General features: G+C 69.8%; 16 protein-coding genes. 5 read left to right on the top strand and 11 right to left on the bottom strand.

Translation table 11 applies throughout. The features are described from left to right. Nucleotides 1-30 precede the first annotated feature (30 nt). The 5 genes from NKJ07_RS18850 to NKJ07_RS18830 all read right to left on the bottom strand — a co-directional run bounded on the left by NKJ07_RS18850 (nucleotide 31) and on the right by NKJ07_RS18830 (nucleotide 3,123). Nucleotides 31-489, bottom strand: a complete 459-nt coding sequence (locus tag NKJ07_RS18850) for a universal stress protein (RefSeq protein WP_318568324.1) — start codon at nucleotides 487-489, stop codon at nucleotides 31-33. A gap of 154 nt (nucleotides 490-643) precedes the next feature. After that, nucleotides 644-1,066, bottom strand: coding sequence for a CBS domain-containing protein (locus NKJ07_RS18845; RefSeq protein WP_318568323.1), 423 nt, complete (start codon nucleotides 1,064-1,066; stop codon nucleotides 644-646). Nucleotides 1,067-1,212: 146 nt separating this feature from the next. Further along, entirely contained in the window at nucleotides 1,213-1,371 is a 159-nt protein-coding gene (locus tag NKJ07_RS18840; protein WP_318568322.1) for a C2H2-type zinc finger protein, read from the bottom strand. 263 nt (nucleotides 1,372-1,634) lie between these two features. Then, nucleotides 1,635-2,867 (bottom strand): CBS domain-containing protein, encoded by a 1,233-nt coding sequence (locus NKJ07_RS18835; RefSeq protein ID WP_318568321.1) that lies wholly within the window; start codon nucleotides 2,865-2,867, stop codon nucleotides 1,635-1,637. A 121-nt stretch (nucleotides 2,868-2,988) separates the two neighbouring features. After that, nucleotides 2,989-3,123 (bottom strand): hypothetical protein, encoded by a 135-nt coding sequence (locus NKJ07_RS18830; RefSeq protein WP_318568320.1) that lies wholly within the window; start codon nucleotides 3,121-3,123, stop codon nucleotides 2,989-2,991. 236 nt (nucleotides 3,124-3,359) lie between these two features. Between NKJ07_RS18830 and NKJ07_RS18825 the strand changes: the two genes are divergently transcribed. Further along, a complete protein-coding gene (locus tag NKJ07_RS18825) occupies nucleotides 3,360-4,052 on the top strand; it encodes a plastocyanin/azurin family copper-binding protein (protein WP_318568319.1) in 693 nt (230 codons plus the stop codon). 773 nt (nucleotides 4,053-4,825) lie between these two features. After that, a complete protein-coding gene (locus tag NKJ07_RS18820) occupies nucleotides 4,826-5,563 on the top strand; it encodes a P-loop NTPase family protein (protein WP_318568318.1) in 738 nt (245 codons plus the stop codon). Between the two features lie 54 nt (nucleotides 5,564-5,617). Here NKJ07_RS18820 and NKJ07_RS18815 read toward each other — a convergent pair whose 3' ends face one another. Continuing rightward, entirely contained in the window at nucleotides 5,618-6,133 is a 516-nt protein-coding gene (locus NKJ07_RS18815) for a DUF7858 family protein (protein ID WP_318568317.1), read from the bottom strand. Between the two features lie 158 nt (nucleotides 6,134-6,291). Between NKJ07_RS18815 and NKJ07_RS18810 the strand changes: the two genes are divergently transcribed. Next, nucleotides 6,292-7,155, top strand: a complete 864-nt coding sequence (locus tag NKJ07_RS18810; RefSeq protein ID WP_318568316.1) for a transcription initiation factor IIB — start codon at nucleotides 6,292-6,294, stop codon at nucleotides 7,153-7,155. A gap of 102 nt (nucleotides 7,156-7,257) precedes the next feature. Here NKJ07_RS18810 and NKJ07_RS18805 read toward each other — a convergent pair whose 3' ends face one another. The 5 genes from NKJ07_RS18805 to NKJ07_RS18785 form a co-directional block, all read right to left on the bottom strand. Further along, complete coding sequence (locus NKJ07_RS18805; protein WP_318568315.1) at nucleotides 7,258-7,965, bottom strand: nucleotide-binding protein; 708 nt, start codon at nucleotides 7,963-7,965, stop codon at nucleotides 7,258-7,260. Next, the gene (locus tag NKJ07_RS18800) at nucleotides 7,962-8,861 is read right to left on the bottom strand and encodes a DUF7857 domain-containing protein (RefSeq protein WP_318568314.1); all 900 of its coding nucleotides are present in this window, start codon (nucleotides 8,859-8,861) and stop codon (nucleotides 7,962-7,964) included. The genes NKJ07_RS18805 and NKJ07_RS18800 overlap by 4 nt, the downstream gene beginning before the upstream one ends. Before the next feature lie 37 nt (nucleotides 8,862-8,898). After that, nucleotides 8,899-9,807, bottom strand: coding sequence for a DUF7856 family protein (locus tag NKJ07_RS18795; RefSeq protein WP_318568313.1), 909 nt, complete (start codon nucleotides 9,805-9,807; stop codon nucleotides 8,899-8,901). Continuing rightward, nucleotides 9,804-10,142 carry a DUF7855 family protein gene (locus NKJ07_RS18790; RefSeq protein ID WP_318568312.1) on the bottom strand — a complete coding sequence of 113 codons (339 nt, stop codon included), beginning with the start codon at nucleotides 10,140-10,142 and terminating at the stop codon, nucleotides 9,804-9,806. The genes NKJ07_RS18795 and NKJ07_RS18790 overlap by 4 nt, the downstream gene beginning before the upstream one ends. Before the next feature lie 106 nt (nucleotides 10,143-10,248). After that, nucleotides 10,249-10,539, bottom strand: coding sequence for a DUF7854 family protein (locus NKJ07_RS18785; protein ID WP_318568311.1), 291 nt, complete (start codon nucleotides 10,537-10,539; stop codon nucleotides 10,249-10,251). A 280-nt stretch (nucleotides 10,540-10,819) separates the two neighbouring features. Between NKJ07_RS18785 and NKJ07_RS18780 the strand changes: the two genes are divergently transcribed. Both NKJ07_RS18780 and NKJ07_RS18775 read left to right on the top strand, forming a co-directional pair. Next, nucleotides 10,820-11,212, top strand: a complete 393-nt coding sequence (locus NKJ07_RS18780; RefSeq protein WP_318568310.1) for a hypothetical protein — start codon at nucleotides 10,820-10,822, stop codon at nucleotides 11,210-11,212. Beyond that, nucleotides 11,193-11,405, top strand: a complete 213-nt coding sequence (locus NKJ07_RS18775; RefSeq protein ID WP_318568309.1) for an SRPBCC domain-containing protein — start codon at nucleotides 11,193-11,195, stop codon at nucleotides 11,403-11,405. The genes NKJ07_RS18780 and NKJ07_RS18775 overlap by 20 nt, the downstream gene beginning before the upstream one ends. Nucleotides 11,406-11,476 lie beyond the last annotated feature (71 nt).

Here is an 11,476-nt window from a genome sequence, read left to right as displayed (position 1 = left end):
CCGAGACCGACCGAACCAGGCGTCGAGTGCTCACTCCTCGGCGGTGCCCGCGCTCGCGTCGGCCTCGGTCGATCGGACGGTGAGCACCGGTACGTCGGCCAGTCGGACCACTCGCTCGGTGACGCTCCCGAGGAGCGCGCGTGAGAACCCCCGCCGACCGTGTGTCCCCATGACCACGATGTCGACGTCGTGGTCGGCGACGTACGCCAGGATCGTCTCGTGCGGTCGTCCCTCGGTGACGGTCCCGACGACGGGGTCGATCCCCCGGCGTTCGGCGCGCGTGACGACCTCGGCGACGGCGCGCCGGGCCTCCCGGTCGAGGCGAGCGAAGACTGCCCGCGCGTGCGCGTCGAGCGGGAGCGCGTCCGTGTCGACGACGTAGAGGACGTGGAGCGTCGCGTCGTACGTCTCGGCCAGGTCGAACGCGGCGTCGCGGGCCCGCCGCGACTGCTCGCTGCCGTCGGTGGGAAAGAGGACGCTCTGGTACATCGGGCGTCCCACAGAGGGGTCGGCGGTGTAATCAGTCTTCGCCCGCGGGCCGGTGTGGGTCCGAGGCGACAGCTCCGTCGCGGTCCCCCGGATCGACCGTGTCGCGAGCCCGTCGTCGGAGCACGAGTCGGCCCCAGGCCGGGCGAACGCGCGGTCAGTACGGCGGCGACTCCGCCTCGACGACCGTCGCGAGACCGTTCATCTCGTCCGTGAGGAGGACCAGGAGGTCGTCCAACGTGACGATGCCCGCGATCGAGCCCTCGTCGTCGACCACCGGGAGCCGGCGGACCTTCGCATCGCTCAGCATCCGCGTCACCTCGAACACCCCATGGTCCATGTGCACTGTCGTCGGGTGCTCGGTCATGATGTCGCCCGCGGTCAGTTCCGCGGGATCCGCCCGTGGTTCGAGGACCTCCATCGCCAGGTCGCGGTCGGTCACGATACCGACCGGCGCACCCTCGTCCTCGACGACGACGCTCCCGACGTTCTGGTCTTTCATGACCGTGGCGACGTTGCCGGCGGTCTGTGTTCGGTGGATCGTTACGACGTCCGGCCGTGCGACGTCACGGATTGTCATGTTTGATCACCATAAATATCGTACCGGAGGGCGTCGTTATAACTGTAGTGGTACCCGTCGGCTTCGAGACGGGTCCGGATCGAGGAGTGTCCGCTCGTCGCCGAGCGACGTGCCGGTCCGACGGTGTCGAGATCGAAGACGGCCCATCAGCGGGTGAACTGCAGTTCCTTCGCCGGGTCTTCGGCGACGACCCACCAGTGAACGTCGGCCTTCGGGTGGCGTCGCCCGACGTGGTCGTTCAGTTCGTCGCCCGTCTCGAAGTCCCGTCCACAGAGGTTACAGCGGTGGTGGCGGTTCGATGGCATACGTGGCAGTAAACGGCCAAGCCGCAAGGCTGTTTCTCTCCGCGGCACGAACGTCGGGACCAGCCGACAGCCCTTCGATCGTTCTTGCCGGCAGAGAGGTGACGATTGTAAACGAACCAACAGTACCGGAAGAAATTACATCAGTACTTGCGTAATGTGTTTTTTGTGTTACACTATCTGTCGAGAGGGAGTGAGTGCACGGACGGTCCGAGGGGAGCGGGGAGTCGGCGGCCGGAAGCGCGGACGCGGTCCGGACAGTCGAGTCAGCGCCGGCGCGGCGGGGCGGTGAGCCACCAGCCGAACACCTTCGACCAGTACTCCTCGTCCGGGTGTTTCTTCGTCTCGTCGTGGGACTTGCCGTCGAGCAACTGGCGTTCGACCACGTTCCGTGCGAGGTGGAGCGCGTGGCTTGCGCCGTACCCCTCGCCGGTCCCGACGAAGTGGCCCCTGTCGGTGAAGAGCCGGATGCGTGCCATGATGAGCGGCGTGCCCCGGAGCGTCTCGTCGTGTTCGTGGAGGGAGACGCGCGCCTCCAGCAGCCCCAGGTCGCCGTACTTCCGGGTGACGCCCTCGACGAGGTCGACGACCTCCGCCCGCGTGATGTCGTCGAGGAGATCGACGTTGGTGATCTGCACCGGCGGGCGGCTCTCACCGGTCCAGGTCAGTGATTCGAGCACGTCCGTCTTGGTGACGATGCCGGCCGGCACGTCCTCGTCCAGCACGACGAGCGACGAGATGCCCGCATCGAGCATCTCCCGGACGGCCTCGTCGAGCGGCGTCGCGCGGACGGTCGTCACCGCGGGCGCGCTCATCACGTCGGCGACCGGGAGGTCGAGCAGTCTGTCGAGGTCGCCCGCCCGCTCGCCGAAGCCGCCGTGCGACCGGTAGCCGGGCTGCGAGGCCTCGCCGCCGTGGGCGTCGAACCCCTCGGCCGCGCCGCCGGTGCCGCGCTCGACGGAGCGCGTGGTGAACGCGAGCAGATCGTACAGGCTGACGACGCCGACGGCCTCGTCGCCGTCGACGACCGGGAGGTGAGTGACCCGGTGTTGGCGGCAGGCGTGCAGCGCCTCGCCGAACGTCGTCCCCGACGAGACGGTCACGACGTCCGGCGTGTAGACGTCCGCGACCGTCAACACGCCGAGGAACTCCTCGACTGCCGCCAGCAGGTCGTCGGCGGTGACGATGCCGAACAGTTCCTCGTCTTCCATCACCGGGATGATCTCGCTCCGGCTGGCGACCATCGCTCGGGCGACCGCCCTGACGTCGGCGTCGCGTCCGACGGTCGCCGGATGCCAGACGATCCCCCGTACTTTCGCGTCGGGTGCCCGGTGGCTGTCGCCTAACTGCCGGACGGTGACCACGCCGAGGTACGAGTCGCCGTCGAGGACGACGACCGCCCGCGTCCGCGACTCCTCGAACGTGCCCGCGAGTTTCGAGACGCGTGTGTCGGCGTCGACGGTCTCGAACGCCGTCGAGACGAGTGGCTCGATGTCCATACCCGACGTACGACCGAGTGTCGCTTCAATCTTGTCGACGGCCGCCAGTGGCGGCTCCCGGTGCTCTCGTCCCCGGTTGTCGCCGGCGTTCCCGACCTCCGCGACCCTCGTCGGGACCGCGTTACGGCGTGATATCGCCGTCCAGCTCGTGGTACTCCCACACGTGGTCTTTCAGTTCCGCCCGCGTCGCGAACCGCTCGTCGCAGAGGTCGCACTCGTACGGCAGTTCGTCGGCGCGCTCCGCTCGCTCGGTCATGTGCGTTACCAGCACGGCCAGCGGCTTAATCCTGCGCCAGGGCCGGAGACGCGGCACCCTCCCCGACGGGAGCGAGCCCCGCGCACACCGCGCGCGACCCGCACGCGATCGAACCGGCGAGCGTTCGAGACCCGACCGGGTCAGTCCGGCGCGCACGGCGTCCTCGACCGTCACGGATCGCGACCGGTCGGTCGCTCCGAAGAAAACGTTTTGCGGCTTCGTCACGGTCTGAGTGTATGGGTTCTGAGTCGGAGACGGCCGTCTCGCGGCGTGAGTTCCTCCGCGCCTCGGCGATCACCGCGGGCGTCGCGGGCGTCGCGGGGGGAGCGGCGGCACAGGACGACGGTGGTGGAACCGAAACCGGTGGTGGAACCGAAACGGGGGGCGGGGCCGAGACGGGTGGCGGGACCGAAACTGGGGGTGGGACCGAAGCCGGTGACGGGGGTGGTGGGGGTACCGTGACGATCGACATGACCGACGAACTCGTGTTCGACCCGGACGAGACGACGGTCGCGCCGGGGACGACGGTCGTCTGGGAGAACGTCGGACAGGTCGGGCACTCGGTGACCGCGTACGAGGACGAGATCCCCGGAGAAGCCGAGTTCTTCTCGTCGGGAGACCTCGAGAACGAACAGGCCGCTCGCCAGTCGTACCCACAGCAGGGGGACGTCGCCGGCGGCGAGTCGTACGAACACACGTTCGACGTCGAAGGCGAGTACGGCTACTTCTGCGTGCCGCACGAGGCGGTCGGCATGGTCGCGTCCCTCACGGTCACGACGGAGCAACAGGGCGGTGACGGTGGGCCCTCCGTCCCGACCGTGCCGGACGCCGCGATGGTGATCGCGCTCGCCTCCGCGATCGCGCTGCTCTCCGTGAGTTTCCTCTCGTACTTCTTCCTGAAGTACGGCGGTGATTACGAGGCCGAGTGAGTCGTGGCCGCGAACAACGAGGACCGACCGGTGGAGGCCGACCGATGACGGAGCGCACACACGTTCGGACAGGCACCCTCGGCGTCGTCCGGACGCGCCGGTCCAGCGGCCGTGACTCGATCAGTGAGTCTGCGTGTCGCGTGTGTCTGCGGCGAGTCGGTCCCCGGTGTGAACGCGATTTTGATTAGAATCAAATACTCATAAGTTTGTGGAAGGCCGAATCGTGGTCCTCGGTTCGACCTCCACTCCGGATCGACAGTCGCCGTCCGTGTCGAACCGGTGTCTGTCGTCGCCGTGGCCGTCGACTTCGCCAGCGATACCGCTGCTTGCGGGCCTTAGGGGCCGCCAATCGTCCGGAGAGGCTCCAGCGTGATGCGCGCCTCTTCGGTCGGCGGTGCGAGTCAGCGGGCGTGTCTCCACCGCCGACGAACGATCGGCCGGTTGATGTCCCTATCCGGACAGTCAGCGGCTCTAGACCGATTCATCGGCCGTTATGAGCGATGAGCAGGCCTCGATCTGCTCTCGGGGGTACGCGGAGGGACGGTCCGGGACGACGCCCCCATTTGACGGAGAATTATTCGAGTAATTAGTTATAATCGTATTTGGTCGGTCTCCATCCCCCGAACCACGCCGTACCCGGGTCACGGCTCGGACGACGCGAACCGGGAGGGCACCATTCGGCGGGGGCGGGAGCGAAGCGACGCGTCAGCCGTGAGTATCAACCCCGAGAGCCACGCCCGAGCGTTTTTGGCCAGTGGTGCGACACGTCGGGTATGACGTACACGACGGCGGCACTCGTCGGCGTGGCCGGCGGCGTGGGAACCACCAGAACAACCCTCGAAGTCGCCGTCGCGCTCGCGGCCGACGGGGCCGACGTGGCGGTTCTCGACGCCGCGTACGCGACGCAGGGGCTCGGGGACTACCTCCCGGGGCGGATCGACCCGGATCTCACGGCTCTCGTGACGGACCGTGCCGAGGAGTCGCTCTCGACCGGACTGGCCGACCTCGACGCGGGAACCGACGGACGGGTCACGTGCTGTCCCGTCGACGCACCCTTCGAGCGACTGGCCCGGGCGAAACGCGTCGAGGCCGCCCGTCGCTTCGAGGGACGGATCGAAGAGGCCACCGCGACGTTCGACCACGTGCTCGTCGACGTGCCGCCGATCGCGGCGAACCAGGCGGTGGCCGCGGCCACGACCTGCGAGCGGGTCGGGGCGGTCGCGCCGGTCGGCGACCGCGGGGTGGACGCGACGGCTCGCCTCCGCGAGCGACTGGCGGATCTCGGGACGGCGGCGGACCTCCTCGTGGCGACGGGCGGCACCGACGAGTCGGGAGCCGCCGACGTGGTGCTTCCGGAGACGGAGACGACCGTCCCGGGCTGTCTCACGGACGAGCGGTACGGGCGCGCGATCGAGAGGCTCGTCGCCGAACTCGTCGAGCGTGACGTGGCCGCCGTGGGCGAATCGAACGGACTCCTCGGTGGCGTCGGCGAGGTGTTCCGTCGGCAGTAACGAGCCGCCACCGAGCCGCGTTGCTCCCCGGCGGAGGGGCCGACGCCGACCGGTTCAGACGAAGTCGGCCGCGTCGGTCATCGTCTCGGCGAGCGTTTCGCGTTTCGTGACGCTCGCGTTCCGCTGGGGGGTGAGGGCCGCCTCGGCGGCCTCGACGAGGGTGGGAACGGGATCGTGCGATTCCAGGTAGGCCGCGAGTGCGAACTCGGTCGCGTCGGCACCCGTGAGCGCGACGGCGTCGGCGCGGGAGAGCTCGCCCGCGAGCCAGTCGCGGACGATCCGTCGGGCCGTCGGGCCGAGAGGTGAGAGACCCGACTCGCCGCAGAGGTGAAGCGTCTTCGCGGCGGTCATCGGGGCGACGTCAGCACGGCGGGCGGCCGCGCCGACGCGCACCCCGCGCGTGTACGTTTCGAGGACGGTTGCCGCGGCCGACGGCGAGCACGGAAGCCGCTCCGCGTGGGCCGCGAGCCGGTCTTCGAGGTCGGTGTCCGTCCCGTCGACGGTCGGGACACCACGGTCGCGTTGCGCTGTGGTGACCTCGATGCCGGCCGCGATGTCCGACAGAGCCATGTGAGTTTGTCCGACGGCCCGGCTAATAAATAGTCGTGCGAGGGACAGTCTTCGAATGCGGTACGTATCGGTTACCGGTACGTTCGATCGGCGCGCAGAGGGCATCAGCGCCGTGTTCCTCACGTGTTTAAGTATCCGATCGGGACCGAGTTTCGAGTATGAGCACGGTGACCCAGACCGGCTGTCCCGAATGCGACGGACGACTGAACACGGACGCGAGCGAGACGGTGTGTGCGGAGTGCGGTCTCGTCGTGTCCGCGGACCACATCGACCACGGCCCAGAGTGGCGGTCGTTCCCCGACGGACCCTCCCGCGAACGGACCGGCGCGCCGCTGACGCGGTCGCGCCACGACCGGGGGCTCTCGACCGAGATCGGCCGGTCGACGCGGGTCAAGGGGCGCAAGCGTCGGCAGCTCGCACGGATGCGCGTCCAGCACAACCGGGCACAGATCTCGACCAAGCGCGAGCGGAACCAGGTGTACGTCTTCACCGAGATCCGGAGCGTCACGGCCGGGCTGTCGCTCCCGACGCACATCTGCGAGATGGCGTCGACGCTCTTTAGATCCGCCCAGTCCGCCGACATCGTCCGCAGACGGTCGTTGGAGGGGTTCGCCGCCGCGGTGTACGCCGCCTGCCGCGTCCAGGGTGTCTCGCGGACCATTGAGGAAGTCGTCGCCGAGGCGCGTGCGGACCGGGGCGAACTCCGGGCCGCCTACGACGCGCTGAACCGCGAGCTCGGGCTCCCAACCGGCCCGATCGATCCGGCCGAGTACATCCCGCGGTACGCCACGCGGCTCGGTGTCGACGCGGAGACCGAGCGCCGAGCCCGCGAGTACGCCGTCAGCTGTACCGAGACGGGGGTCGCGTCGGGGCGGAACCCGAGCGGCGTCGCCGCCGCCTGCCTGTACACCGCCTCGTGCGACCTCGGTGGCGACGTCACCCAGGCGACCGCCGCCGACGTCGCCGACGTGACGCCGGTGACCGTTCGGAACACCTACACCGACCTGCGGTCCGAGGAGTAACCACGGTTCGTGCGGTCGGACGGACACCGCGTCGACTCGCGGGAGGCGACTCGTCGCCACCGACGGGCCTCGACCCGGAAGTGAGAGAGAAGACGGCGGAGCTCAGACTCGTTTTGCGGCCCGGACGGCGTCGCCCAGTCGATCGAGCGCGTCGACAACAGCCCCGTCGGAGTCGACGGCGACTGGCTGCCCGGTCTCGACTGATCGGCCGAGGGCCGCGTCGGTCGGAACACGCGTGACCGGGGCACCGAGGATTCGTTCGAACGTCTCGGCCGCCTTCGCGTCGGCGTCGTCGGCGCGGTTGAGTGCGACGCCGACGAGCCCGCAGTCGAGTTCGCGGGTGAGTTCCCGCGTCCGGACCGCGTCGGCCACGGCGAACGGTGCCGGCGAAGCGACGAGGAGGCAGGCGTCGGCGACGGCGAGCGGGACGCCCGCGTCGGCGCGCATCCCGGCCGGACAGTCGACGACGACGTCGCCGAACTCCCGTTCGACGGCACGGATGGCATCGTCGAGACGGCCGAGGTCGGCCGCCCGTGCGCCGGCGAGCGAGCGCCCGCACGGGAGGACACGGACCGGTCCCTCGCGGACCGCTTCGACGGGACACGCGCGGCCGGCCAGCACGTCGTGGAGGTCCGGTCCGCGCGCGAACGGCAGGTCCGCCATCCCGAGGTCAGCGTCGACGACGACGGCCCCGCCGGAAGCGGACGCTGCCGAGCGACGCCACTCGCGCGAATCCAGCGCCGCGCCGACGTTGTACGCGAGCGTCGACTTGCCGACCCCGCCCTTCCCGCCCACGACGGCGAGGATCACTGGTTCCCTCCCACGTCGGGGACGTCGGTCTCGTCGACCCGGTCGGCGAGCGCGGTCGCGCGTACGGCGACGCGACGGAGCGCCGCCGAGTCGTCGTCGAGCGTCGCTGCGAGCGTCTCGACGCCCGCCCGCCCACCGAGCGACGCGACGACCGGCGTCGCCTCCCGGAGATCCCCGGCGAGCCGGTCCGCGGTTTCGAGCCGGGCCTCGACCGCAGCGAACCACGCGGCGACCGTCGTCGGAACGGACGGCGGCGAGCGGTCACCGTGCGCCGCGGACTCCACCTCGTCGATCCCGGCGTTCGCGGCGGGACTCGATCCGGGCTCGTCGGCGGCCGACTCGACGGCGTCGGCCCCGTCGGCCGTGTCGGCGGGCACGGGCCCGTCGCGTCGGTCGGGGTCGGGTCGTCGCTCGGAGTCGTCGGGAAGTGCGGCGCGCGGCGGTGCGTGGTCGCCGAGCGAACGGAGGGCGCGTTCGACGGCGGGTGGTGTCGTCTCCTCGTTCGCCGGGTCGTCTCGGACGGAGATCGGTGGCCGCGCCGGCGGGGCACGGCAGGCGTAGCCGACCGACATGCGCTCGCCGCCAGCGAGAGAGCACGTCAGCCCGTCGTCGTCCCAGCCGCGTTCGGCGACCCCGCGTCGTCGTGGGGGCGAGACCGGCCCGTCGAGCAGGTTGTCGATCCGGACCCGCCGAGGGTGCGTGCGCGTGTTCTCCACGCGAACCGTGACGAGCGTCGTCTCGTTCACGCGGGAGACGTGCCAGTCGACCACGAGCGCGCCAGAACCGATCGAGCCACGGTCGCGGTCGTGGTCGTGGGCGCAGTCGCGGTCGTGGTCCCCCGTTCGATCCGTCGGTCGATCACACGCTCCGTCCGGTGTCGCGGCGTGGGCATACACGCCCTGGCCGCCTCTCCGTATATGAACTGGCGGGCGGTCAGAGCCGAAGCACCGGCGCGTCGAGCCGGGTCGCGGCCTCCGCGGGGGAACCGAAACGGTCGGTGGCGAGGACGACCGGCGCGTCAAGCCGGGCGAGACAGGCGACCGCGAGCGACGCCGTCGTCCGGTCACCGGCGTACTCGGACGGCTCCGTGCCGGGATCGGCGTCACCGGGGAGCGCATCGACGGCGGCGGCGAAGTCGTCGTAGACGCTCGCGACGAGTTCACGGCGGACCTGTCGCCGGCAGTTGTCGACGTGGTCGGCGAGCCGGAGCCGTCGCTGTCGTCTGTCGCGCGCCACCCGGGCGACCCGTTCGAGCTGGACGAGGCGCTGCTCGGCGGCGATCCGGTCGGTCTCGACCTCGGTGAGCGTGCCGACGGCCTCGGCGAGTTCGGCCTCGACGCCGTCCGCGTCGGCACCGACCTCCCGGAGCGCGTCCAGCCGTCCGCGGAGGGCCGCCACCCGCTCGTTGAGGCGGCGTTCCGTCCGCTCCGCGTCGGCGACGCGCCGTTTGGCCCGCGACGGGTCGACGTCGGTCGGCTCGTACGCCACCTCCTGGAGTTCGGCACGGGCGCGTTCGAGCCGATGCACAGTGGGAGCGACCACGTCGTGTGACCGGGCCGCGGCGACGAGCGCGTCGTGGAGATCGAACGTCTCCGGTGGGATGCGGCAGACGTGTGCGTGGACCACGCCAGCCGTCTCGCAGTCGACGTGAACGGGCGGTCTCGGGGAGACGGTCGCGCCGGGCGTCGACGCCTCGCGGACGGCGGCGACGACGGTCTCGGGCGAGAGCCCTTCCCCGCGGAGATCGAGCGCACGACCCCGGCGACACACGCCGTCGATCGTGACGGCGACCGTACCGAGACGGCGTGCGGGCGCGGGGACGCGCGTCGGAACGAAGCTCACAGCTCGCGCTCCCGGAGCGTCGACGGTGACGGGTGATCCGTCCCCCGGACGAACGCGTGGTACGGCGTGCTCGGCGACTCGCGGGTCTCGTACGCACGGGCCGCCTCGCGGACCGCGTCCGGGACGTCGACGAACTCGTTGAGCGGCCGGGTCAGTTCGACGTGGACGTCCGTCCCGTGTTTCTCCACGAGACGGAGCGCGAGGAATGCACCGTGGTGGGTGTCGTCGAGCAGGGCCGCGCGCCCGAACCGCCTGACGACGGTCTCGTCGTGGGTTCGGCAGGCGTTCCGGAGCGACGTGCGGGCCGCACGCGAGTACGTCACCACGAGCAACACTACACGGCGGATGGACGGAGGGAATCAAAACTCTCCCGGCCCGAGTATCGCAGTCGATACTCAGACCGATCCTTAGTCCGACACTCAGCCGGCCCTCACCTGGCCCTCACTCGATGCGGTCGACGACGACGTCGAGCGCCGTCGGGTCCTCGACCTCCAGGAGGTCACGGACCCGCGCTTCGGCTTCGGCGGGCGAGGAGGCGACGACGACCAGTCCCTCGGCGCGGTCGTCGCCGCCGCCGCGGTAGGCAGCCAGTTCTGTTTCACCCTCGAAGTCGGTGGCGTACGTCCTGAGCACGGCCACCACCTGTCGCTCCGTCGTCGCGAGGTCGGCCTCGCCCTGCTCGAACGTCCTGAGCGCGTCCTCGATGTTCCGAAGGGCGGAGATGCGGTCCATGACGCCCCCGTCGTGGCGGACGATCAAAACAACTCAGATTCGGCAGTCTCCGTGTCGGGGCTGTCGGCGTCCGGCGACGCGGTCCAGTCGAACGGGAGTGCTATCGAGACGGAACGTTCGCGAACCGAACGGGAACGCTCCCGACTCCCCCGCACGCAGGGATAACTTTGAGTAGTTACTTTTAGGCGCTAAAGAGTTATTACGTGACAAAATACCGTAATGCCGTGAGGACATAACGATGAGCACGACGACGGTCACGGCTCCGGCGGTGAACTGAGCGATGGAGTTCAACGGCACGTTCACGCTCGAAGACGTATCGACCGAGGAGGTGTGGCTCGCGCTTTCGGATCCGATAATGATCAAGGAGGCCCTCCCCGGCTGTCAGTTCCTTGTCAGGGTCGACGAAGGCGACGTCGACTTCGACGAGCTCGAAGCCTCGGCGACCGACGAGGACCCCCCGACGCTCCCCGAGGCCGGCCTCGAGACGGTGGCCGACCGGGCGTTCGTCGAGGGGGGACGGTACGCCGCGCTGATGGAGGTGGGGGTCGGGAGCGTCAAGCCGCGGTTCGAGACGATCGTGACGATCGAACACCGGGAGTTCCCGGAGATGGACGCCTCGGGCGAGCAACTCCTCGTTCGAGATGAACTCGGGGATGCATCTCACGGAGACTGACGAGGGCGTCGACGTGGAGTGGTGGACCGAGGCGGACGTGTTCGGTCGCGTCGCCCAGATGGGCCAGCGCGTCGTCAACCCGGTGGCGAACCGGGTAGTGAACCGCTTTTTCAAACAGATCCAGGGCCAGTTGACCGAGGTCAGCGCGGAGTCGTCGTCGGGCCTGCGTGACCGGGTCCGGAACCTCCTCTGAGCGACCGCGGGAGAGACCAACAGCCCACCGAACGACACGGACGAAGAACGACCGAATGACGCACGACATCA

The organism is Salinigranum marinum, from assembly GCF_024228675.1.
GTDB classification, from domain to species: Archaea; Halobacteriota; Halobacteria; order Halobacteriales; family Haloferacaceae; genus Salinigranum; species Salinigranum marinum.
The sequence above is the reverse complement of the archived record's forward strand: the minus strand, read 5'-3'. Positions and strand labels throughout refer to the sequence as shown.

What these genes read in the sequence shown, in the direction of transcription:
- NKJ07_RS18830 (WP_318568320.1), bottom strand. Translation starts at nt 3,123, where the DNA reads ATGACCGAGCGAGCGGAGCGCGCCGACGAACTGCCGTACGAGTGCGAC.
- NKJ07_RS18850 (WP_318568324.1), bottom strand. Translation starts at nt 489, where the DNA reads ATGTACCAGAGCGTCCTCTTTCCCACCGACGGCAGCGAGCAGTCGCGG.
- NKJ07_RS18780 (WP_318568310.1), top strand. Translation starts at nt 10,820, where the DNA reads ATGGAGTTCAACGGCACGTTCACGCTCGAAGACGTATCGACCGAGGAG.
- NKJ07_RS18825 (WP_318568319.1), top strand. Translation starts at nt 3,360, where the DNA reads ATGGGTTCTGAGTCGGAGACGGCCGTCTCGCGGCGTGAGTTCCTCCGC.
- NKJ07_RS18835 (WP_318568321.1), bottom strand. Translation starts at nt 2,867, where the DNA reads ATGGACATCGAGCCACTCGTCTCGACGGCGTTCGAGACCGTCGACGCC.
- NKJ07_RS18810 (WP_318568316.1), top strand. Translation starts at nt 6,292, where the DNA reads ATGAGCACGGTGACCCAGACCGGCTGTCCCGAATGCGACGGACGACTG.
- NKJ07_RS18785 (WP_318568311.1), bottom strand. Translation starts at nt 10,539, where the DNA reads ATGGACCGCATCTCCGCCCTTCGGAACATCGAGGACGCGCTCAGGACG.
- NKJ07_RS18845 (WP_318568323.1), bottom strand. Translation starts at nt 1,066, where the DNA reads ATGACAATCCGTGACGTCGCACGGCCGGACGTCGTAACGATCCACCGA.
- NKJ07_RS18775 (WP_318568309.1), top strand. Translation starts at nt 11,193, where the DNA reads ATGCATCTCACGGAGACTGACGAGGGCGTCGACGTGGAGTGGTGGACC.
- NKJ07_RS18815 (WP_318568317.1), bottom strand. Translation starts at nt 6,133, where the DNA reads ATGGCTCTGTCGGACATCGCGGCCGGCATCGAGGTCACCACAGCGCAA.
- NKJ07_RS18820 (WP_318568318.1), top strand. Translation starts at nt 4,826, where the DNA reads ATGACGTACACGACGGCGGCACTCGTCGGCGTGGCCGGCGGCGTGGGA.
- NKJ07_RS18840 (WP_318568322.1), bottom strand. Translation starts at nt 1,371, where the DNA reads ATGCCATCGAACCGCCACCACCGCTGTAACCTCTGTGGACGGGACTTC.